Annotated in this window: 16 protein-coding genes; 14 read left to right on the top strand and 2 right to left on the bottom strand. The window is 37.0% G+C overall.

The window, feature by feature from the left end; genetic code table 11:
- Window positions 1–168: 168 nt before the first annotated feature.
- The 11 genes from CQ022_RS18290 to CQ022_RS18340 all read left to right on the top strand — a co-directional run bounded on the left by CQ022_RS18290 (window position 169) and on the right by CQ022_RS18340 (window position 12,058).
- Window positions 169–1,491: a sigma-54-dependent transcriptional regulator gene (locus tag CQ022_RS18290; protein ID WP_105683749.1), complete on the top strand. Its 1,323-nt coding sequence runs from the start codon at window positions 169–171 to the stop codon at window positions 1,489–1,491.
- Between the two features lie 353 nt (window positions 1,492–1,844).
- The gene (locus CQ022_RS23355; RefSeq protein WP_077415921.1) at window positions 1,845–1,922 is read left to right on the top strand and encodes a potassium-transporting ATPase subunit F; all 78 of its coding nucleotides are present in this window, start codon (window positions 1,845–1,847) and stop codon (window positions 1,920–1,922) included.
- A gap of 6 nt (window positions 1,923–1,928) precedes the next feature.
- Window positions 1,929–3,623: a potassium-transporting ATPase subunit KdpA gene (gene kdpA, locus CQ022_RS18300; RefSeq protein WP_105683750.1), complete on the top strand. Its 1,695-nt coding sequence runs from the start codon at window positions 1,929–1,931 to the stop codon at window positions 3,621–3,623.
- Between the two features lie 174 nt (window positions 3,624–3,797).
- Window positions 3,798–5,837, top strand: coding sequence for a potassium-transporting ATPase subunit KdpB (gene kdpB / locus CQ022_RS18305; RefSeq protein ID WP_105683751.1), 2,040 nt, complete (start codon window positions 3,798–3,800; stop codon window positions 5,835–5,837).
- A 10-nt stretch (window positions 5,838–5,847) separates the two neighbouring features.
- Window positions 5,848–6,405 carry a potassium-transporting ATPase subunit KdpC gene (kdpC, locus tag CQ022_RS18310; protein WP_105683752.1) on the top strand — a complete coding sequence of 186 codons (558 nt, stop codon included), beginning with the start codon at window positions 5,848–5,850 and terminating at the stop codon, window positions 6,403–6,405.
- Between the two features lie 68 nt (window positions 6,406–6,473).
- Window positions 6,474–7,559, top strand: coding sequence for a porin (locus tag CQ022_RS18315; protein ID WP_228421784.1), 1,086 nt, complete (start codon window positions 6,474–6,476; stop codon window positions 7,557–7,559).
- 57 nt (window positions 7,560–7,616) lie between these two features.
- The gene (locus CQ022_RS18320) at window positions 7,617–8,726 is read left to right on the top strand and encodes a histidine kinase (protein ID WP_105683753.1); all 1,110 of its coding nucleotides are present in this window, start codon (window positions 7,617–7,619) and stop codon (window positions 8,724–8,726) included.
- Window positions 8,727–8,732: 6 nt separating this feature from the next.
- Window positions 8,733–10,448, top strand: coding sequence for an ATP-binding protein (locus CQ022_RS18325; protein WP_105683754.1), 1,716 nt, complete (start codon window positions 8,733–8,735; stop codon window positions 10,446–10,448).
- A gap of 77 nt (window positions 10,449–10,525) precedes the next feature.
- Entirely contained in the window at window positions 10,526–10,990 is a 465-nt protein-coding gene (locus CQ022_RS18330) for a hypothetical protein (protein WP_105683755.1), read from the top strand.
- Between the two features lie 70 nt (window positions 10,991–11,060).
- Window positions 11,061–11,564: a hypothetical protein gene (locus tag CQ022_RS18335; protein WP_105683756.1), complete on the top strand. Its 504-nt coding sequence runs from the start codon at window positions 11,061–11,063 to the stop codon at window positions 11,562–11,564.
- A gap of 35 nt (window positions 11,565–11,599) precedes the next feature.
- On the top strand, window positions 11,600–12,058 hold the full coding sequence (locus CQ022_RS18340; protein WP_105683757.1) for a hypothetical protein: 459 nt from the start codon (window positions 11,600–11,602) through the stop codon (window positions 12,056–12,058).
- A gap of 81 nt (window positions 12,059–12,139) precedes the next feature.
- Here CQ022_RS18340 and CQ022_RS18345 read toward each other — a convergent pair whose 3' ends face one another.
- Window positions 12,140–14,431, bottom strand: a complete 2,292-nt coding sequence (locus CQ022_RS18345) for a T9SS type A sorting domain-containing protein (RefSeq protein WP_105683758.1) — start codon at window positions 14,429–14,431, stop codon at window positions 12,140–12,142.
- A gap of 182 nt (window positions 14,432–14,613) precedes the next feature.
- Window positions 14,614–16,620 (bottom strand): NAD-dependent DNA ligase LigA, encoded by a 2,007-nt coding sequence (gene ligA, locus CQ022_RS18350; protein WP_105683759.1) that lies wholly within the window; start codon window positions 16,618–16,620, stop codon window positions 14,614–14,616.
- Between the two features lie 324 nt (window positions 16,621–16,944).
- Here ligA and CQ022_RS18355 point away from each other — a divergent pair, with 324 nt between their 5' ends.
- The 3 genes from CQ022_RS18355 to CQ022_RS18365 all read left to right on the top strand — a co-directional run bounded on the left by CQ022_RS18355 (window position 16,945) and on the right by CQ022_RS18365 (window position 24,393).
- On the top strand, window positions 16,945–20,028 hold the full coding sequence (locus tag CQ022_RS18355; protein ID WP_105683760.1) for a TonB-dependent receptor: 3,084 nt from the start codon (window positions 16,945–16,947) through the stop codon (window positions 20,026–20,028).
- 168 nt (window positions 20,029–20,196) lie between these two features.
- Window positions 20,197–20,943: a glycerophosphodiester phosphodiesterase family protein gene (locus CQ022_RS18360; RefSeq protein ID WP_105683761.1), complete on the top strand. Its 747-nt coding sequence runs from the start codon at window positions 20,197–20,199 to the stop codon at window positions 20,941–20,943.
- 489 nt (window positions 20,944–21,432) lie between these two features.
- On the top strand, window positions 21,433–24,393 hold the full coding sequence (locus tag CQ022_RS18365; RefSeq protein WP_105683762.1) for a SusC/RagA family TonB-linked outer membrane protein: 2,961 nt from the start codon (window positions 21,433–21,435) through the stop codon (window positions 24,391–24,393).
- The last annotated feature ends 4 nt before the right edge of the window (window positions 24,394–24,397 follow it).

Below are 24,397 nucleotides of genomic sequence, written 5' to 3' on the forward strand. Positions count from 1 at the left end.
GTGGGTGGGGCTGAGCGTGGGAGCGTGCAGGCGCGAGGAGTATGAATGAATAGCGGGATACAGCTCCTGAAATATATCGTTGTTATTTACTAAACTATTTCCCTGTATAAACGGGTTTTACTCGAATAAATTCAATAAGTTTGTAGGAGTTTTCCAAAAATAATTATAATGTCAGGAAATATTCTGATCATCGATGATGAGATCAAGCTCCTTAAACTCCTAGGAATGATCCTTTCCCAAGAAAATTTTAATGTAAAAGAAGCTTCTACGGCACGTTCTGCTATGACGATGCTGGAGCAGTATGACTTTGATGTAGTTCTAAGCGATGTACGTCTTCCTGATGCTTTTGGGGTAGAGCTGGTTAGGTCTATTAAAACCAAATATCCTCAGCTGGAAATTATCCTGATGACAGCATTCGGTAATATTACTGATGCAGTGCAAGCTATGAAAAATGGAGCTTATGATTATCTTGTTAAGGGTGATGATAATGAGAAAATTATCCCATTGGTGTATAAGGCTCTTGAGAAAGTAAAAGACAACAAGTCAAGAATAGTTCAGCAAATTGTAACGAAAGGATTTGACCAAATCATTGGTAAGTCACCTTTAATTTTGCAATCTAAAAAACTGGCAGAAAAAGTGGCTCTAACGGATGCAGCGGTTCTTCTTACAGGAGAAACAGGGACTGGGAAAGAGGTTTTTGCGAGTGCTATTCATGAAGGCAGTGACAGAAAGAAGAATAGTTTTGTAGCTATCAATTGCTCTGCATTCAGTAAGGAAATTCTGGAGAGTGAACTTTTTGGTCATAAACAAGGTGCTTTTACCGGTGCTTTGAAAGATAAAAAAGGGCTGATAGAAGAAGCTAATGGAGGGACTTTATTTTTGGATGAAATTGGTGAAATGCCTATAGAACTTCAGGCGAAACTACTCAGAGTTTTGGAAACCAGGGAATTCATCAAAATGGGGGAAACAAAAGTTTCAAGATCCGATTTTAGATTAATTGCAGCCACCAACAGGGATCTGGAAGGTGAAATAAAGCAGGGGAATTTCAGAGAAGACCTTTATTTCAGACTTAATGTCTTTGAGATCACTCTTCCGGCTTTAAGAGACAGAAAAGAAGATCTGAAGGCACTTGCGAAGAATTTTGTTGATATTTTTTCACATAAACTTCACCTGTCTTCTGTGCAGGTTGATCCGGATTATTATAAAGCTTTAGAGAAAAATGATTGGAAAGGGAATATCCGTGAGTTGAGAAACGCTGTAGAGCGGAGTTTGATTTTAATGGATAACAATATTCTGGATGCAGAAAGTCTTCCTCATTATTCTGAAAAAAATGCTAAAGAAAGTGATTCTTTAAGTATCAGATCACTGGAAAAAATACATATACAGAAAGTTCTGCAGTATACAAAAGGGAACAAAGCAGAAGCAGCCCGTCTACTTGAGATTGGTATAGCCACATTATACCGTAAACTGGAAGAATACGGATTAAAATAAATCTTTTATCATTTTAATAAAGAGCCTATCATTTTGATAGGCTTTTTTGTTTTAGTAGATGTTGTATTTTTATCGTAAGTGTTTTTATTTCAGTTGTTTAAGTGTTTTTATTTGAGAATGGACTTTCTTTTGGCATATAGTCTCTGAATAAAATATTTAACAATGACAATTTCAAGAAAAACGTTTAAAAAACGGGAGCATTCGACTTTGAGTCTGCTGATTGTATCGTATGTATTACTGACTCTTTTAACCCTAATGATTAAGATATGATGCTTATAAGTTTAATTCTGCTTTTTGCAGTATTGTTTTGGCTTTTATATAAATCAGTTGAATTTTTTGATAGAATATAAATTATGTGGAGTTTATTTTTCCTCTCAATACTTGCCTTTGTGTATATCTGTTATGTTTTAATAAAACCTGAAAAATTTTAAACGATCATGAATACAGAAATTTTAGGCATTATAGCAATGTTTGCTGTCACGTTAGTTATAGGAATATTTTTAGGTAAATATATAGCTAATGTCTATGGACACAAAAAGACTTTTCTTGATCCGGTTTTTGAACCTATTGAAAAGTTAATTTATAAATTATCGGGTATTAATCCTACCCGTCAGATGAATTGGAAACAGAATATGTACGCCATGCTGGCCATTAATCTGATCTGGTTCATCATTGGTTTTCTCCTCTTAATGAATCAGGCTTGGCTTCCTTTAAATCCAGATGGAAACCCGAATATGTCGCCCGATCTGGCTTTTAATACTACCATTTCATTCTTAGTTAACTGTAATTTACAGCACTATTCAGGAGAAACAGGAGTAAGCTATCTGAGCCAGCTTTATCTGATGTTTTTACAGTTTGTAACGGCAGCAACAGGAATGGCGGCAATGGCGGTTCTTTTCAAAGCTTTTAAAGAAAAAACAAGCACAGAATTAGGGAATTTCTATGATTTTTTTACAAAATCAATGATCAGAATCCTGGTTCCGATAAGTGTAATTGTTGCTTTAATTCTTTCCATCAACGGAAGCCCGATGACTTTCGAAGGGAAAGATCATATCATAACACTGGAAGGTCAGAAGGTTGATGTTTCCAGAGGTCCTGTATCCGCATTTGTTGCGATCAAGCATTTGGGAACTAATGGAGGTGGATTTTTCGGAGCAAACTCAGCGCATCCACTTGAAAACCCTAATTATATTACCAATATGACAGAGATGATCACTCAAATGATCATTCCATTTGCCTTGGTATTTGCACTGGGTTTTTATCTGAATAAAAGAAAACTTTCATGGGTGATCTTTACTGTAATGACCGTCGGTTTCCTGGCACTTACCATTCCGAATATCGTGAATGAAACCGGAGGAAATCCTTTAATTACCAAAATGGGAGCAGATAACAGTCTGGGAGCAATGGAAGGCAAGGAAATCCGCTTTGGTAGTGCAGCATCCGGTTATTGGAGTATTGCCACTACGGTGATTTCTACAGGCTCTGTAAATGCCATGCATGACAGTACGATGCCGCTTTCCGGAATGAATGAACTGCTTGCGATGATGATCAACTGTTTCTACGGAGGTTGTGGAGTCGGAATTCTGAACTATTTCATCTTTATTATTCTGGCAGTATTCATCAGTGGTCTGATGGTAGGAAGGACTCCTGAATTTATGGGTAAAAAGATTGAAGCCAAAGAGATGAAGATTGCGATGATTGTGGCTTTATTCCATCCTTTCTTAATTCTTGCAGGAACAGCTTTAACAGCCTACTTACCTGAGTTTGGAGCAAAAACATTGAACAATCCTGGCTTCCATGGTTTTAGTGAAATGCTGTACGAATTCACTTCTTCAGCAGCCAATAACGGATCAGGATTCGAAGGACTTGGAGATAATACACCTTGGTGGAATATTTCAACGGGAATTGTACTGTTACTATCCAGATTCATTCCGATTATTGGACCGGTAGCGATTGCAGGACTATTGGCACAGAAGAAATACATCCCTGAAAGTTCCGGAACCCTAAAAACAGATACAGCTACTTTCGGATTTATGACACTGGCAGTGATTCTACTGATTGCAGCACTGTCTTTCTTCCCTGCATTGACATTAGGACCTATCGCAGAGCAGATCCAGTATTTCTCAAAATAAATGTGAACATTAAAAATTATAATCAATATTCAACCATTAAGGAAGCTAAAGTTTGAGGAAGCTAGTCTGACACTTACTGAAACGTTCACTTAATATTATCCATATCTATCCTTATTATTTGGCAGACCTTGATGGTGATTATTGATTTACAATGATATAAACTCTTTCAAAAAAATGAAAAATCAGTCACAAACATTGTTTCAAAGAGATTTGGTAAACGAAGCGATAAAACAGTCTTTCGTAAAGCTGAATCCGAAAATTATGTTTAAAAATCCAGTAATGTTCCTGGTGGAAGTCGGAACAGTTGTCATGTTTATCGTGAGCATGTTCAGCCTTACTGGTGATAAAAGCCAGGGAAGCTTTTCCTATAACTTTTTAGTATTTATTATTTTATTTTTCACGGTTCTTTTTGCCAATTTTGCAGAAGCTATTGCAGAGGCAAGAGGAAAAGCACAGGCTGATACCCTAAGAAAAACAAGGGAAGAAACTCCAGCCAAACTAGTGGTTGATAACAAACCCGGATTTCAGGTAGAAACAATGCTGAAAATGTCTGCTGAGATGAAATTAGGGGATATTTTTCTTTGTGAAGCCGGAGATCAGATTCCAATGGATGGCGAGATCATTGAAGGTCTGGCTACCATTGATGAATCTGCAATTACCGGAGAAAGTGCTCCTGTAATCCGTGAAGCCGGAGGAGACAAAAGCTCTGTAACAGGCGGTACAAAAGTACTTTCAGACAGAATTAAAGTAAAAGTGACAACAAGACCCGGAGAATCCTTCTTAGATAAAATGATTGCCCTTGTAGAAGGAGCTTCAAGACAGAAAACACCCAACGAAATCGCATTAACTATACTTTTAGCAGGATTTACGCTTACATTTATTATTGTTACCCTCACTTTAAAGCCTTTTGCAGACTACGCGCAGACTCCGATTACCATAGCGGCATTTATATCTCTTTTCGTTTGTCTTATTCCGACAACAATCGGAGGTCTGCTTTCTGCAATCGGGATTGCAGGGATGGACAGAGCACTGAGAGCGAATGTGATTACCAAAAGTGGGAAAGCCGTAGAAACGGCAGGAGATATTGATGTTCTGTTGCTGGATAAAACCGGAACAATCACTATTGGAAACCGTAAGGCAACCCAATTCCATCCAGCTAATGGAATTCAGCTTGAAGACTTCATTAAAGCCTCGGCATTAAGTTCTGTGGCTGATGAAACACCGGAAGGAAAATCAATTATTGAACTGAGTGCTTTGAAATCTGAAGACTTGTTGGTTTCCAATCCTACTTATATTGATTTTACAGCGGAGACCAGAACTTCAGGGATCGATTTTGAAGAAACAAGAATCCGTAAAGGAGCTTATGATACCATAAAAAAACTGACTGAAAAAGCCGGGAATATCTTCCCTCAGGAAACGCAGGATGCGGTAACCAAAATTTCCGAAAATGGTGGAACGCCTCTTGTAGTTGCTGTTAATGAAAAAGTATGGGGCGTTATTGAACTTCAGGATATCATCAAAACAGGAATTCAGGAGCGTTTCCAGAGACTGAGAAAAATGGGCGTGAAAACCGTAATGGTAACCGGAGATAATCCCCTGACCGCAAAATTTATTGCAGAAAAAGCAGGAGTAGATGATTTTATTGCCGAAGCCAAGCCTGAAGATAAAATGAATTATATCAAAAAAGAACAGCAGGAAGGTAAGCTGGTAGCCATGATGGGAGACGGTACCAATGATGCTCCGGCACTGGCACAGGCCGATGTAGGCGTAGCAATGAACAGCGGAACACAGGCAGCGAAAGAAGCCGGTAACATGGTGGATCTTGATAATGACCCGACAAAGCTGATCGAAATTGTAGAAATCGGAAAACAGCTGCTGATGACAAGAGGAACATTGACCACTTTCAGTATTGCAAACGATGTTGCAAAATATTTTGCCATTATTCCTGCGCTCTTTATCACTTTTATTCCTTCGCTTCAGAAGCTTAATATTATGAACCTTCACAGTCCGGAAACTGCCATATTATCGGCCGTTATCTTCAATGCGGTGATCATTCCGTTCCTGATTCCGCTGGCCTTGAAAGGAGTAGCTTACAAGCCAATCGGTGCAAGTGCGTTATTGAGAAGAAACCTTTTGATCTACGGTCTGGGCGGAGTAATTGTTCCGTTCATTGGGATCAAAATCATTGATCTGGTAATCAGTTTATTCTATTAAAATTTAAAAAATGAAAAATCATATTGTTTCAGCATTCAGATTAACTCTTGTAATGTTGGTGGTTACAGGTATTTATCTGGCTGTTGTATACGGAGGTTCTAAAATACTTCCCAACAAAGGAAACGGAGAAATTGTGTATGATAAAGGGCAGAAGTTTTATGCCAATATCGGACAGGAATTTAAATCTGAAAATTACTTTCATGGCCGACCGTCTTCAGTCAATTATAATGCTGCAGGAAGTGGAGGAAGCAACAAAGGTCCAAGTAACGATGAATATCTGGAAACGGTACAGAAAAGAATTGACACGTTAAAAATGGAGAATCCTGAAATGAGTGGTGTTAAAGTTCCTGTAGAACTGGTGACGGCAAGCGGAAGCGGTCTGGATCCGGATATTTCTGAAGAAGGAGCATTATATCAGATAAAGAGAATTGCAAAAGTGAGAAATGTTTCAGAGGAACAGATCAAAAACTTGATTTATACCCAAATTGAAAAGCCTTTCTTAGGTCTTTTCGGACCATCAAAAGTAAATGTGCTGAAGCTTAATATTGCTTTAGACCAATTAAAATAGTAATTTAATAATCAATAATCATGTCAATGTTTTAAACCTTGACATGATTCACATACCTTAAAATAAAAGTGAAAAAATATCTAGCTATAAGTGCACTATTAGGATTATTTTTAACAAAAGCACAGTCATCAGATTCATTGAAAACAGGGAATAAAGTTACATTTTCCGCTTATGCAGAATTGTTTTATACCTATGATTTTAATGAACCGGGAAATCATATCCGTCAGAATTTCTTATACTCCTATAACAGGCATAATGAAATGAACCTCAATCTGGGATTGGTTAAAGCCAATTATCAAAGTGAAAATATCCGCGCCAATGTAGCTTTAATGGCCGGAACTTATGCCCAGGATAATATGGCTGCTGAACAAAATGCACTGCGCTATGTAAACGAAGCCAATGTAGGGATCAAAATATCGAAAAATAAAAATTTATGGATTGATGCAGGGATCATGCCTTCTCATATTGGCTGGGAAAGTGCTATAGGAAAGGATAATATCAACCTGACCAGAAGTTTTGCAGCAGAAAATTCTCCTTATTTTGAAACAGGTGCTAAAATTTCTTATACCTCAGATAATGGGAAATGGTTTTTAAGCGGATTAGTCCTGAATGGCTGGCAACGTATCGCTAAACCGGAAGGAAACCAAAGTATTTCTTTCGGACATCAGGTGACTTATAAACCAAATGAAAAAATCACGCTGAACAGCAGCTCATTTATTGGAAATGATAAAGCAAAGGATGATAAAAGAATGCGTTATTTCCATGATTTGTATGGAAGTTTTCAGCTGACAGATCAGTTTTCCGCGGTCTTGGGATTTGATATCGGAGCAGAGCAGAAATCAAAAGGAAGCGAGCAGTATAACATCTGGTACAGCCCGAATGTTCTTATGAAATATCAGTTTGATGGCAAATGGGCGCTGGCTGGAAGATTAGAATATTACAATGATAAAAATGGGGCTATTATCAACACCGGAACTCCAAATGGATTTCAGACCTTTGGATATTCTCTCAACGTAGATTATGCGATCTTTAAAAATGTGGTTTTCCGTACAGAGGCAAGAGGTTTTACTGCGAAAGATGCCATTTTTGCAAAAAATGATGAATTTAAAAAAGGAAACTTCTTCATTACAACAAGCCTTTCAGCCTGGTTTTAGGAGTCAGCTTAACCACGATTAAAGGTGTTTAAAGTAAAATTAAAAAGAATAAAATCAATGTCATCAGCAAAAGATTTTTTAGAACTTATCCAGAAATCCCGCAAAGGAAAATTCAAAATTTATATCGGGATGAGTGCAGGCGTAGGAAAGAGTTTCCGTATGCTTCAGGAAGCACATTCTCTTTTGCGAAATGGCATTGATGTAAAGATTGGGTATATTGAAACCCATGGCCGTGAAGAAACCGAAGCTCTGGTAGAAGGGCTTCCTCAAATTGAAAGAAAATCCGTTTTTTATAAAGGAAAAAACCTTGAAGAAATGGATCTTCAGGCCATTATCAATGAGCATCCTGAGGTTGTTCTGGTAGATGAGCTGGCTCATACCAATGTGGAAGGTTCTAAAAATAAAAAAAGATGGCAGGATGTACTGGAAATCCTGGATAACGGGATCAATGTCATCAGTGCTATGAATATCCAGCACATTGAAAGTCTGAATGAAGAGGTAAAGAAAATTACAGGAGTAGAAGTAGCAGAGAGGGTTCCTGATAAAATACTGGCACTTGCCGATGAAGTGGTGAATATTGACCTTACGGCTGATGAACTGCTGACCCGTTTAAAAGAAGGAAAGATTTACAAAAAAGAAAAAATTCAAACGGCACTCAGTAATTTTTTCCAGGGCGGACATATTCTTCAGCTTCGTGAGCTGGCTTTAAAAGAAGTAGCCACCCATGTAGAAAGAAAGGTAGAAACAGAGATTAAAACTGAAAATTTTAAACCGATAAAATTCCTGGCCTGTATCAGCAGTAATGAGAAGATTGCCAAAACAATTATTCGTAAGACTGCAAGATTAGCCAGCTATTATAACAGTCCGTGGACGGTTTTATATGTTCAGAAGCCCTCTGAAAATCCGGAAAAAATAGCGTTGGATAAACAGCGGTATTTAATTAATAATTTTAATTTAGCACAGGAATTAGGGGCAAAAGTAGTCCGGATCAAAGAAAGCAGTGTTCATAACGGAATTCTGGAATATGTGATTGCTCATAATATAACAACGGTCTGCATTGGGAAGCCTCATGCCAGTTTCTGGCAGCGGATGTTGGGGTACAGCTGGATCTATACTCTGATGAACAGATTGAATGAGAGACAGATAGATATTATTATTTTATCTTAAAAAATAATGAAACTTAAAACGAAACTTACCTTAGGCGTTGGCCTTTTATTTCTGCTGATTGTTCTGCTTTCAGTGATAGGTTCTGTATATATTAATAAATTAAAATCTGATACTGAAAAAATCCTTACTGCCAATTACAACAGTCTGGAGTTTTCCAAAAATATGCTTCTGGCACTGGATAATATCAGTACTGACAGTACCGTTGCGGTAGCAGATTTTCAGAAAAATAATAAACTTCAGGAAAAAAATCTTACTGAATTCGGAGAAAAAGAAGCCACTCAGAATCTGAATCTGCATTTCAACAGCTATCTGAAAGCTCCTGATATTCATAAAGAGAAACTCATCCGTGAAGATCTGTCCAAGATTATGTCTTTGAATATGAAAGGGATAGAACGAAAGAGTGATATCGCCATCATTACAGCAGAAAATGCCACTTTCTGGATTGTAAGTTTAGGAACGGTGTGCTTTCTGATTGCTTTTATTCTGCTTTTCAATTTACCACAAACGATTGCAGAACCTATCAATCAGCTTACTTTCAGTATCAAACAAATTGCTGATAAAAATTATAGTGAAAGAGTTCATTTTAAAGGAAGTGAGGAATTCAACAGCCTGGCAGAATCATTCAACAGTATGGCGGAGAAACTTCAGGAGTACGAAAGCAGTACACTTTCCAAGCAACTGATGGATAAAAAACGGATCGAAACATTGGTTAACAATATGCACGATGCGGTGATTGGGCTGGATGAAAATCATTTTATCTACATGATCAATGATGAAGCTTTGAAGATTACGAACCTTCACAAGGAAGAAATTATTGGAAAAACTGCCCATGAAGTAGCTATCAACAATGATCTGATACGTGAACTGCTGAAAAATATAGACCATCCGGTAAAAGATCCGATTAAGATTGTCCGTGATAACAAAGAAAACTATTTTGAACAGGATGTTATCCCCATCAATATAGTAAAGACAGGCGAAAAAGAGAAAAAATATATCGGAAAGGTAATCTTGTTGAGAAATATTACGCCTTTTAAAGAACTTGATTTTGCTAAAACCAATTTCATTGCAACAATATCCCACGAACTGAAAACTCCAATTTCAGCTATAAAAATGGGCGTACAGCTTCTTGGGAACCAAAAATTCGGAGAACTGAACGAACAACAGCAGGAATTATTGAAAAGCATTAATGAAGACGGACAGCGTTTACTGGATATCACAGGTGAGCTGCTTAACCTTTCCCAGGTAGAATCCGGAAATATAAGACTAACAGTGGAAAAATGCTCTCCTAAAGAAATTGTACAGACCGCTGTAAAAAATGTTGAAAAGCTTGCGGAACAGAAAAATATCTCCATCAGTACAGAATATCTGCTAGAAGATAGTGATGCCGTGACAGCAGATTTTGATAAAACAGTCTGGGTGATGAATAACTTTCTAACGAATGCCGTAAAGCACTCTTTCCAGGATGAAAATATTAAGATCGTGGTAGAAAAACTGAATTCATTGATTCAGTTCAGCATTATTGATACCGGAAGCGGGATTGATGAAAAATACCACCGCCAGATCTTTGACCGTTATTTTCAGGTTCCCGGAGAACATCAGAATGGAACAGGCTTAGGTTTGGCCATTTCAAAAAACTTCATTGAGAAACAACATGGAGAAATAGGAGTGAAGAGTTCTCTGAATAATGGAAGTACTTTTTACTTCAGACTGCCGGTTTCATAAGGATTATTGTTATATATTTGACTCAGAAAATATCTGATTTTCTTATTAACAACGTGTAATTCTATTCTTTTAAATTCATGGATCCTTTTTTCTATTTGCCATTGGCAGGTATAGCATTTTTTATCGTTTCAAGAGTTTTCTTTTATACCCAGAAAAATAAAATTATTGAAAAATATCAACAGCCGGATGCGGTAATTTTTAAAAATATCCATGGTACAATTGTTTCAGTAAGTAAAGGAGGTCTTAGCTATAGTAAAAAATTTCAATGGTGTAGTTTTGAAATTTTCATGAATCAGAATTCTATATTTTTGTTTCCTAAAGATTTTTATATTTTTCCTGGTAAGTGTATTAATCTGAGATTTGGATCAGATCGCAGAAATACAAGAAAGCCTGAAGTTCTGAGAGAGTTTCATATCCATGATAATTCTGTGGAATTGATTCTTTATCCTGATTGGATGCCCAATACAAAACGTACCATTTCTTTGGAAGGATTAAACAAGGACGAAATTTTACTGTTTCGGAAAGCTTTGATTAAAGAATAATAGTATTTCACACTACCGGTTTGGAAGGATTATTATATTTTAGCGCTATTAAATTAAATAACCTATACCTGTGAATATTAAAACAATTGCTCTTTTTTTTGGACTAATAATTTCGAATTTTTGCTTTAGTCAACAAGAATTTCGTGAAAATTTTACTTTAAAACTTCCGGTTGATTCTGTGAGATACTATCAGCAGGAAGTTAAAAAATCTCCATATTTTGTTGAGGAAAATACTTTGCAAATTTATCCTGGTGAACACTTATTTATTGAAGCAGATGTTAAAGAGGGAAAACTGGAATTTATGAAGGTGGTTAAAGAGAATGTAAACCCGTCAAAGACCATAGAAATAGAGTTTTCGCAGGATGTTGAAGACAGAAAACATAAAGGAATGATGCTTCAAGTAAGTAATCCCTTTGATAAAAATCTCTTATATGATGCGACAATGTATACTGTAGGGGAACCTAAATGGGTTGACACCTCCATTCTTCCGGTAAAACCTAAGTTAATAGGCTTTGAGTTATGGAACGACGTTATTATTACCCTTGTCCTTCATGACTGGAGATTACAAAACTGATAATCCTATTCTTTATATTTGTCATAAAAATAGAAATGAGAAAGACTTTAGCATTTATATTATTTTCAGTCGTACTGAGTATTCAGATCTCTGCTCAGACCTTCACATTAGAACAGCTTGACGGTTTCAATAAACTTACAATGGATGAGTTTAAAAAGGAAATGAAACAGCAAAAGTTCAAGTTTTATGACAGAACTGAAGGGCTGCGTTTCGCTTTAACCGAATATGAAGCCCCCGATTATACCTCAAAAATTGGGAAGTTTGAATATGCTGAAGAAAAATCAGAAGACAGAATTGAATTTGAGTTTAAAACAAAGAAAGAATATGATCAGTACCTTACACTGATTTTAGCCGACGGATATAAACCAACAGAAAAAGGAAAAATTATCACCAAAGAGCCATATGTAGATTACTACAAGGATAAAGAACATTTCAGGCTGATTCTGCCAAAGACAGGAGAAAGTTCTCCATATACTATTATTGCTTTTAAGTGAAATATGAATTTTGAGACAGATTCGAAAACATAAAAAGGCTGCGAATAATTTTCGCAGCCCTTTTTTATAACATTTACAAGTCTACTCTTTAATAAACTTCTGTACAATTACATTCTCTTTCGTGAAAGCTTTTAGAATATAGTTTCCTTTAGTAAGTTCAGAAACAGAAATTGAGTTTCCTGTTACACTTAATGAGCTGATAATTCTTCCAGTCGCATCATAGATTTCAGCTTTGATGATTTCCTGCTTGGATCTGATATTTAAAACATCTTTTGCAGGATTAGGATAAACAGAAATACTCTGGTTTTCCTTATGGGTTTCTGCTGTTGCCAATACATTTTGAACACTTGTCGTATAAGTATTGGTAATAATCGGATGGTTGTAATCAAAATAGATTTTTGCAGTATTGCTGAAGCTATCCCCAAGATTTAAGGTAGACTTTGTTTTGATTTTAAACGAAACATATCCATCATTATTCGCATTATTAAAAGGAAGCTGAATATTTTCAAAGATAAATTCAACGATATTCGGACTGCTGATTTTAGTCACAAAATTATGGCTTCCACTTAACGCAACAAGCGAAGAAATATCAAATTTATTTATGTCAATTTCATCCTTTACCACAATATTCTGTGCATTGGCTGTTCCTGTATTTTCAAACCGGATCAGGTAATGAACATAGTCTCCCACCTGAGTTTGGGTGATCGAAGTTCCCTCCAGACAGGTTTTATCATTGGGATCAAAAGAGTTGACCACAGTTTGGTTTAATGTAAAACTATTGTCAGCAGGCGTTTCATCAGTTGCACCATTGATCTGTGCCGTGTAATGCAGAATATCACCTCCATTGACTGGCGGAGTTTGTGTTGGAGTATTTAATTTCAGAGTTACGGTAATTTCTTTGGTTTCAAAAGGAAGAAGATTTGTGAAGTTCCAGTTCAACATTCCGGTAGATTGAGCGCTTGGAGATGTCGTTGCACTCAGATAGTTCATCAGGTTATTATTGAAATTAAAAACTATATTTCCCGACTGAGGTGCAGTACCTTTGTTTTTATAGATGATTTTATATTTTGATTCAAAACCAGGTGAAGCTGCTGTCACAGGGATAAGAACCGTTTCTAAATCATTGTGAATCCCGTTGGGAGTAATGCAGAAATTTTGAGTGAAAGGACTTACCTGTTGAGGGAAATTAACCGTAAAGTTTGCCGGAGAAATATTGAAATAGGTCGGATTTTCCAGAACCGGAGTTACCGTATGACTACCTGCCTGTACCGGAATACTGTAATTTCCGGAATTATTGGCAATCATGCTTCCTGTTATTCCGCCTCCTGCTATTGTGAATTTCTGAAAAGCTTTGTTGGGATCATTGGGATCGCATCCGTTATTGTTGATGTCAGCTTTTGTATTCCCTTGAATAGTATAGAATGTGCCTCCCGGGGTGAATGAGCAATAGGAATTGACCATAGTAGTGGGTAACAAAGAAGTGATATTGGGAATTTCAAAATCATCTGCACAGATATAAACAAGATTGGGAGTCCCTGAAAATGTTGAAGTATTATTCTGTGTAAAGTTATTGACCCCATTTTTAATAAATAAATACTTAAGATTCGGATTCATATCACATCCGAAAATTTGAAGTTTTTCATTTTGGGAGAGATCAATACTTGTAAATTTATTGTAGGTACAATTTAGGGATTCAATTTTTGGAAAAGCACTGAAATCGAGTGACGTAAACTTATTACCGGGGATCCCTAGAAATTTCAGATTAGGAGTCTGGTTTAAAGGAAGTGTCTGAAGATTATTGGAAACCAGTGATAAGTTGGTAAGATTCGTGTTGTTATTTAAAAAGATATTAGCAAGCTGGCACTGGGTCATATTCACATCATATAAATTTGTCAATCCTGATAGATCAATCGAAAGGACTTTAGTAAAGAAAATATCCAGATCATGCAACTGGCTGCAACCCTGAAGATTTACTGATGACAAAACATAGCATCTGCTGATATCCAGTTTATATAATACTGTATTGTTACTAAGGTCTATACTTTGTAACAGTGGAAAATTGTCAATATTAAAATGTGTCAGATTCGTAAAGCTTTTTATCCCTTCTATTGAAATCACATTATTAGAAAAGGAGGTGTAATTTTGCAAAGTAGTGGTGTCAAAGTTTAATTTACTGATGTTGGCGGCTTCAGATAACTGGATTTCTCCATCATGGTTGGTATCAATAATTGTACTGTTACCCATAATATTTGTAGCCAGATAAGGTATATTGGCTACCAGCAGGCTTTTAAAATTAGCATCAGGAATATTGACAATCTGCGACTGAAGTACAGAAAATAGAGTCAGCAGAATGGCTGAGTAGAGTTTTTTCATGGTTGAGTTGGTTACGTTTTAGTTTTTTACTATTTGATTACAAATCAAAAGCAAATGTAAACTTTTAAGTGAATACTTTATTGTTTTTTTATCTCTGAATTCAAAGCACTTATGTCAAAATGAAAATAAAAAAGACTGTGATAGATTTCACAGTCTTATATAAATGATTAAATCATTATTCTTTATTGCTTTTCAATCAAATCAAGGAACTGTTGTTCGTCCAGGATTTCAATGGTTCCGATATCCTGAGCTTTCTTCAGCTTGCTTCCTGCTTTTTCACCTACTACAAGGTAATTGAGGTTCTTCGATACGGCAGAAATGTTTTTTCCACCATGTTTTTCTACCATTTCCTCAGCAGATTCTCTTGTGAATAAAGACAATTTCCCGGTGAAAAGGAATGTTTTTCCCTCCAGCACATTGGATAATACTTCATTTGTGCTTTCTCCTTTTTCAAGCTGTACTCCGTAAGATTTTAAACGTTCGATCATCAATACGTTTTCAGAATTCTGGAAAAATTCAACGATACTTACTGCAATTTTAGCCCCAATATCTTCTACCTGGCAAAGCTCTTCTGCCGTTGCATTCCTTAATTCTTCAATGGTTGGGAAGTTCTTTACCAGTTTCTTGGCAACCGTTTCTCCCACATGCTTGATCCCGATTCCGTACAGTACTTTCTCAAAAGGAATTTCTTTAGATTTTTCAATTCCTGTAATAATATTCTGAGCAGATTTCTCAGCCATTCTTTCCAAAGGAAGAAGCTGATCTTTCGTTAAAACATAAAAGTCAGCAGGATTTTCAATTAATTTTTCTCTGTAAAGCTGTTCAATAGTTTCGCTCCCCAGATTATCAATATTCAAAGCTTTTCTGGAAACATAATGAATCATTCTTCCCACTACCTGTGGTGGACAGTGAAGTTCATTCGGACAGAAATGAATAGCCTGGTCTTCAATCTTTACCAGCTCAGTACCACATTCAGGACAATGTTTGATATATTCTATTTCCTTGCTTTCTTCCGTTCTTTTATCCGTGTTTACCCCTACAATTTTCGGAATAATTTCTCCCCCTTTTTCCACATAAACAAAGTCGTTTTCATGAAGATCCAGTTTCTTGATGATATCCTCATTATGGAGAGATGCTCTTTTTACGATCGTTCCGGCCAGTAAAACAGGCTTAAGGTTGGCAACAGGAGTAATAGCACCCGTTCTTCCCACCTGATAAGATACACTTTGAAGCTCTGTTTCTACCTTTTCTGCTTTAAATTTATAAGCCATTGCCCAACGGGGAGATTTGGCTGTATAACCAAGCTGTCTCTGCTGTTGTAATGAATTAACCTTCAATACAATCCCGTCAATTTCAAAAGGCAGATTATGGCGTTCAGTATCCCAGAATGTAATAAATTCCTGTACCTCAGCCATCGTTTTACATAATTTTGCCTGCTGAGAAGTTTTGAATCCCCAGCTCTGAGCCTTTTGAAGCAGCTCCCAATGGGTTTCTGCCGGAATATCTTCAGAGATAAACTGATACAGTACCGAAGAAAGTCCACGCTTTCTTACCTCAGCGCTGTCCTGCATTTTCAAACTTCCGCTGGCTGTATTTCTAGGATTCATGAAAGGATCAAGACCTTCTTCCTCACGCAGTACATTAAGCTTGTCAAAGTTTTTTCTGGTCAGATAAATTTCTCCACGCATAAAAAACTGAGCAGGGAAATCACCTTTTAAAGTCAAAGGAATATCCGAAATGGTACGTACATTCGGAGTAATCTCATCCCCCTGGAAACCGTCTCCCCGGGTAACTGCCTGTGACAGTTTTCCGTTTTCATAAAGAATAGAAATGGAAGCACCGTCATATTTCAGTTCGGCAACAAATTCTACCGGATCTTCAATCGTTTTGATAATTCTCTTTTCCCAATCTTCAAGATCATCAAAATCATAAGAATTATCCAGAGAGTACATTCTGAATTTATGCTGAATCGTAGGGAAAACCTTAGTGACACCACCACCTACACGGACCGTAGGAGAGTTCTCATCGTAAAATTCCGGATACTTGGCCTCCAGATCCTGCAGTTCCTGCAGAAGCATGTCGAATTCAAAATCCGTAATGGTGGGAGTATCCAGTTGATAATAGTTGTCGTTATGCTGGTGAAGCTCTTTGCGGAGCTGTTCTATCTTTTGTTGAATGTTTTCAGACATTGCTTTTCTATCTTTTGAGCAAAAATAACCAAAGTAATTGCATTTAAAAAATAACAGAATAAAATAGTACAGGAAAATTAAAAATAGGTAACATGCTTTAACAGGTTGATTGTGTTGTAAATAAAACATGTGTTTAAATTAATTTAACATAACGTTCTGATTTAATTAAAAAAATGTTAAAACTTTCTTAAACACTGCGCTCTTAAAGTCAAAATACCTTTGCACATCTAATGGAAAAACACCTCATCATGATCTATCATCATGAAAATCAAAGAGGTTTCCTGGCGAAAATCAAAAAATTAATAATATAGATCTTCGGAAGAAATGAAAAAAGTAAAGATTGTACTGGGATTATTGTTTTTAGGGCTTGGGACAATGGCATATGCACAGACCACGCAGGCTTCTATTGTAGGGAAAGTTACCGGGCCGGGAACTGTGGCTCAGGAAAAAGTGAAAGTAACGATCGTGAATGAATCTACCGGATTCAGAACAGAAACGGAAACGAACTCGAAAGGGGAGTATATTTTTAAAGAAATTCCTCTTGGTGGGCCTTACACTGTCATTGTAAATGATGATAAAAAAGAAGGTTACAATGTCAACTTCGGGGATCAGGTTACCGTAAATATGGATCTTGGAAGTGAGAAACAAATTGAAGAAGTAAAGATTACGGGAAATCTTAAAAACAAGATCGGAAACCTTGGAGCTGCTACAGCAATTTCTGCTAAAAATATCAGTATACTTCCGGTAAACGGACGAAACTTTGCGAATCTAGCCGAATTATCACCATTAAGCGGAAAAGGTGGAAACCTTTCCGGACAGCTTGGATCTTCCACAAACTTTACTATTGATGGAATGACAGCCAAAAACCCTACTTCTGCAGGAGCCACTACCAGCCGAAGTGGTGCCCCTTTCTCCATTTCTATTGAAGCAGTACGTGAATTCAAAATTACAACCAACCAATATGATGTGACATTGGGAAGAAGCGGAGGTGGAACGGTAAGTGCCGTTACCAAATCAGGAACCAATAAATTTTCAGGAAGTGCCTGGGAATATTTAAGAACCAACTGGCTTTCCAGTCCATATGATATCAGAGGGAACAAAAGAGATAATGATTTCTCTACTTCTCAGTTCGGATTTTCATTGGGAGGTCCCATCATTAAAAATAAATTACATTTCTTCGTAGCATGGGATCACCAGCTGGATTCAAGACCTTTGATCATTGCTGATATCAAATCTCCGGATGATGAGAAGAGGTTTAATACCACAACACAGACTCTTAATCAGTTTGTGGATATTGCAAGAGCAAAATATGGCGTGGGAAGCAGTCCTCAGTTTGGAAGTTTTGACAAAGTAAGAAACTCAGATGCAGGATTTTTACGTTTAGACTGGCAGATTAATGAGAAGCACTTATTAACATTAAGAAATAACTTCACCTATGACCTGAATAAAAACGGGTTGGGGGATAATACCAATATCAATTTCTTTGAATCTTACGGAAACGACAAAAATCTTGATAACAGCTTATTGTTAACCTTAAGGTCAAATCTGAAACCTAATTTAACCAATGAATTAAAGGCTCAGTATCTTTATACTTTCCAGGACAGTTACCAGAACAATCAGCTGGGAAAACCTGTGCCAAGAGCGATTGTTGAAGGAGTAGCATCAAGTGCCGGATCTACTAATATTCAGATTGGAGGACACCGTTTTGCCCAGGAAAGCTTTAGAAATAATGTATTCCAGATTGTAGACAACTTGTACTACAATACAGATAAAGTAAAATATACTTTCGGAGCTGATTTGATGTATACAACTTCAAAATCGGTCTACGGAAGTGAAGTAAACGGAAGATTCCATTTCCAGGGAATAAGTAATTTTGATGCGATGACTCCTTACAGATTCTATAGAGAAGTTCCTTTGATGGAAGATCCGTCTGTAAGGTCAAATATCTGGAATCTCGGTGTCTATGGACAGTTTCAGACGAAAGTGGCAAAAGGTCTTGACTTAATGGCTGGTTTGAGGTTAGACTACGGAGGGTATCCTAAAGCAGAATTCAACCAGAAACTGTTTGATGAAATGGGAATCAGAACTGATAATCAGATCAAATCATTTGTGATCCAGCCGAGATTCCAGTTTGACTGGAATATCAATGAAGGAAATAAAGACTTCCTTAAGTTCGGTGCCGGAATTTTCTCTTCCGATATCAACAATTATATGATCATCAACAACCTTGTATTCGATGGAAAACATTTGGCTACAGTGGATGTCACGGCTAAAGATGTCCCTTTCCCGGATTTCAACAAATATAGAAATGATTATAATTCGGTGCCTTCACTTTCCCAGTTTCAGATTCCAACCATCAATTATACGGGTAAAGATGCAAAGATTCCAATCGTTTATAAAGCGAATATCTCTTATACCCATTTCTTCAATGAAAGATTCAGAGCAGGTATTGCAGGATACATGGCATTAGGTAGAAATAATTACTATTACTACGACAGAAACATGGTGGCAAATCCTTTCTTTACATTGGCTAATGAAGGCGGAAGAGGTGTATTCATTCCTACAGGTGCCATTACCAATAATGCCAATAACAGTGTAAGTTTCGACTGGAAACAGGGAAGAATCAATAATAATTTCGGAAGAGTACTGGAATTGGTGAGTGATGGTAAAGTAAACCAGTTCTCATTCGTCATAGATACAAGCTACCGTTACTGGAAAGACGGAGAAATCACAGCGAGTTATACATGGTCTGATATCAAAGACAATACCTCTTATAACGGAAACGTAGCGAACTCAGCAACCTTGTCCACCATGATTCAAAGTGATCCGAGAGATTTAAGAATGACGTATTCTGATAACCAATTTAGAAATAAAGTAGTGATCTATGGGAATTCTCCTACCATTGCAGGATTTACCCTAGGAATCAGATATTCAGGAATTGGAGGAACCCGTTTCTCAGCAACAACCGGAGGAAATATCAATGGTGATTTCGTAGATTCCAATGACCTTGCCTTTATCTTCCCAAATCTTACCAAATCCATTCTGGATGATCCACAGGTAGGGCAGGCTCTGAAAGATTATATCAACGAGTATAATGGTAAAATTGCAGAACGTAATGGAGGTAAAAATGGCTTCTATGGCGTTTGGGATGTACGTGTAGCGAAGAAAATTAAATTTGATAAAGTAGGAGCTTTTGAACTTTCTGTTGATATCTTCAATGTGGCAAACCTGCTTAATAAAGAATGGGGTGTAAACAACTCATATGGAAATACCTCTCTGTATAAAGTAACCAAATTTAATAAGGAGACCATGCAGTATGAATATACTAAAAACGTAAGTGGAGGAGGTTTGGTTCCAATGTCTGGAAATCCATACCAGATTCAGATTGGGGCGAAGTATTCCTTCTAACAATTATCTTGTGTAACCACTGAAGGCATAAAAGAAAATGAGGCAGCTGCTGTAAATCTTACTTAGCTGTAGTCTGTAAATCTTTTATGTCTTTGTGGTTTTTATTTATTAATAACTACCTTTATCAGGAAGTTTCACAACTTTATTTTTAATAATTTAAATTATATTATGAAAAATTTTATCTTAGGGTTAGCAGTTTTAAGTACAGTTATGATGAAAGCACAAACCCAGATTATTGCCCATAGAGGATATTTCCAGGCTCAACCTCCTACAACGGAGAACTCACTTCAATCATTGGAGAATGCTCAGAAATTGAAAGTATATGGGTCTGAATTTGATGTAAGAATGACAAAAGATGGTGTATTGGTTATCAACCATGATGAACACCACGGTAAAATGGAAATTTCAGAAATGAACTTCAAAGAATTGGAAGCATTGAAATTATCCAACGGAGAAAACTTTCCTACTTTAAAAGATTATTTAAAACAAGGAAAAAAAGACAAATCTCTGAAGCTTATCGTTGAAATCAAACCAGCTAAGACTCCTGAAATTGAAAATGAGATTACGCAGAAAACAATCAAAATGATCAAAGATATGAAGCTGGAATCTCAGAGTGAGTTTATTTCATTCAGCCTTAATATCTGTAAAGAGATCAAAAAATTAGCTCCATCATTTAAAGTTCAGTACCTCAACGGGGAACTGTCTCCTGAGCAGATCAAAAAAGAAGGATTGGATGGGATGGATTATCACTACAGCGTTTTCCAGAAAAACCCTACATGGATTGCTGAAGCAAAAGGATTAGGATTAATCACGAATGCCTGGACAGTGAACGATGTGGCTGTGTATGATGAATTAAAAAAACAGGGAATCGGATTTGTAACCACCAATATTCCTGATCAGTTAAAGAATAAATAACCGTTGGAAATTTCTCACAAAGAGTACAACCGAAGGAAGAAACATTCCCCTCCTCCGGAGGGGTGGCAAAAATTCAAAGAATTTTTGACGGGGTGGTTTAACGAAATTTTTTAATCATCTCAACAGATAACCAATAATTTACACAGTCTGCCTCTTTTAAGGGGCAGACTGTTTCTTTTTACGGGCTAAGCTCTTCTTTTTAGGGATCGTAAAATAAAGAGTATCACTAAGGTGATATTTATTTTATTGTAAATCAGTTGATTATGTTTATTTTGTGGTATTATCTCAAGTAAAGACAATAAAGATACATAAATACCACTGGAGACAGGTATTAAAAATGATTAATTGATTAATTTATTGATAATTAGTTATTTGTGTAATGTTATTAAGGCTGGATTAATATATGGTTTAATTATTTTTTAAGAAACGTTAAAATTGTGTTAAGGCTATCCTTGTAATGTCGTTTTAATTTTGCGCAAACAAAAAGAAATGCGTAAAGAGACACAAAAACTGCTGGTTTTGTCGCTGTTAGGATGTATCAGTGTCAACCTGGCAGCTCAGCAGAAAGTAAAAAAAGATACCGTTAAAGGTCTTGATGAGATAGTGGTTACTGCTTTGGGGATTAAAAGGCATGACAGAGCTTTAGGATATGTTGCGGAAAAAGTAGATGCCAAAACATTTGAAGAAACCCAGAACAACAACTGGGCACAATCCATGGAAGGAAAAGTGGCAGGTCTTAAAATTCAGACTGCAGGTGCAGGACCGCTGGGGACTTCCAGAATTACGTTGAGAGGTGAAAAATCCATTATGATGGATCATAACTACGCGCTAATCGTGGTGGATGGTGTTCCATTGGGAAATTCTACTACAGGTTCCGGTACGGCAGCATATGGAGCGGGTTCCGGAGGTGATGTTCCGATTGATCTTGGAAATGGACTGAACAGCATCAATCCGGATGATATTGAATCTGTAACAGTTTTAAAAGGTGCTTCTGCTGCCGCATTATACGGATCACGTGCTGCCAACGGAGCATTAATGATTACCACAAAATCCGGAAAAACAAAGAACGGAAAACTGAGAGTAGCCTTCAATTCTTCCTCCAGCTTTGATTCCGTATTAAAGTGGCCGGACTGGCAGTATGAATATGGACAGGGAACTCTGGCAACCAATAATGGTAATTTTTACTACTCTTATGGTCTTTCTCCTGATGGACCAAGTACAGGAGGAACCAGTAGTGCTTTCGGACCTAAATTTGCCGGACAGTATTACTTCCAATATGATCCTAATGTACTGGGACAAAGCAAAGAAAGACAATTGTGGAGACCTTATGAAAACAACATCAAAGGTTTCTGGAGAACAGGTTCTACCTATTCCAACAGCATTTCCGTAGAAAGCTCTAACGAGAAAACAAGTTTCAGATCTTCACTTACCTACCTTAATAACGAGTGGATGATGCCGAATACAGGCTTTGACAGATTCAATTTTGCTCTGTCATTTGCCCATCAGCTTACCCAAAAATTAAAAATTTCTACAAAATTTGCCTATAACACTACTTCCAGTGACAATCTTCCTGCGACGGGATACAACAACCAGTCGATCTCGTATTTCATGATTTTCCAAAATCCCAATGTAGATCTTGAATGGTATAAACCGATCTGGAAACCCGGACAGGAGCAGGTTGATCAAATCCACCCGTTCAGTTCATATATTGATAATCCTTACATGATTGCTTACGAAATGCTGAATGGCGTAAGAAAGAAAACCATCACAGGTAATATCACCGCAGATTATCAGTTTAATAAAAATTTCAGTTTGATGCTGAGGTCAGGGATTGAAATTCTGAATGAAAAAAGAACCACCAAAAGACCGTGGAGTTCTGCCAATTACCTGAAAGGTTTTTACAGAGAACAGTTTATCAAAAATCAGGAATATAATAATGACCTTTTATTCTCTTACAAAGCAGATTGGAATAAATTAAGCATTTCAGCATCAGCAGGAGGAAGTATCCGTTATAATGAATACCTGATGACCGATTTTCAGGCAATAGGATTGAAAACTGCTGGAGAATACAGCCTTACCAACGCGCTTTCCATTCCTGTTAAATATCCCGCTCCAAGAGATAAACATGTAGACAGTGTTTACGGATTGCTGACATTGGGATATGATAATAAAGTATTTGTAGATGTCACTGGAAGAAATGATTGGAGTTCCACTCTTCCAAAGCAGAACAGATCTTTCTTTTATCCTTCAGTGAGTACCAGTTTCATTCTTTCAGATATTTTTAATCTGAAAAGTAATAACCTGAACTTATGGAAACTGAGAGCTTCATGGGCGAAAGTAGGAATAGACAGTGATCCTTATCTTTTGGATAACTACTATACAGCAAGTAATATCACCGGAAGTGTGATAGCACCAACTACGTTCAACAATCCTTCCCTTAAACCTGAAAAAAATACCAATATAGAAACCGGTATGGATTTCAGCCTTTTCAAAAACAGATTGAATCTTAACCTTACCGCTTACCAGAATGTTAGTGAAAACCAGATTGTCCCGGTATCGCTGCCTAGCGAAAGTGGATATTCCAAAAGGATAATCAATGCAGGGAAAATCCGAAACAGAGGTCTTGAACTTTCAGCCGATATCTTAGCGGTAAAAGGCAAAGACTTTTCCTGGAAAGTAGGGGGAAACTGGTCTACCAACGAAAACAGAGTAATGACCTTACCTGAAGGATTCGATGGAATTGTTTCCAACGTTGGAGATGTGGTATTCTATAAAATGGAAGTAGGAGGTTCTTTGGGTGACATGTATGGATTTAAATTATTAAGAACTCCGGACGGAAAAGTAATTTATGGAGATAACGGACTTCCCGCCAGACCTGCAGATATTGAAAAAGTAGGAAATGCCTTCCCGAAATGGAGAGCTGGTCTTCAGAATGATTTCAGAATTAAAAACTTTACCATCAGTTTTTCATTTGATGGACAATATGGTGGTATTGCTTATTCACAATCACATCACAAAATGTCTGAGCAAGGTAAGCTGAAATCCACACTTCCGGGAAGAGACAATCCTGGTGGAATGATTGTGGGAGACGGTGTTGTTCAGAATGCTGATGGATCTTTCAGCCCCAATATAAAAGGAGTATTGGTATCCTCTTATTACGGAGATTATTATAGAAGAGCCAATGTGGAAACCAACAGTTTCAGTACAGATTTTATTAAGCTGAGAGATGCAAGAATTGCCTATTCTTTCCCGAAAGAAACCATAAAATCCATAGGTCTGGATGATCTTACGATTGCCATTTTTGGAAAGAACCTGTGGATGTGGACAAAGTTCCCGCTTTTTGATCCTGAAGTCGCTACGCTGGATAATGCAACCATTACTCCGGGAGTGGAAATGGGGCAGCTTCCAACAGCAAGAACAGTCGGTTTTCAGTTAAATCTTAAATTCTAAAATT

The organism is Chryseobacterium culicis (assembly GCF_002979755.1).
Lineage (GTDB): Bacteria > Bacteroidota > Bacteroidia > Flavobacteriales > Weeksellaceae > Chryseobacterium > Chryseobacterium culicis_A.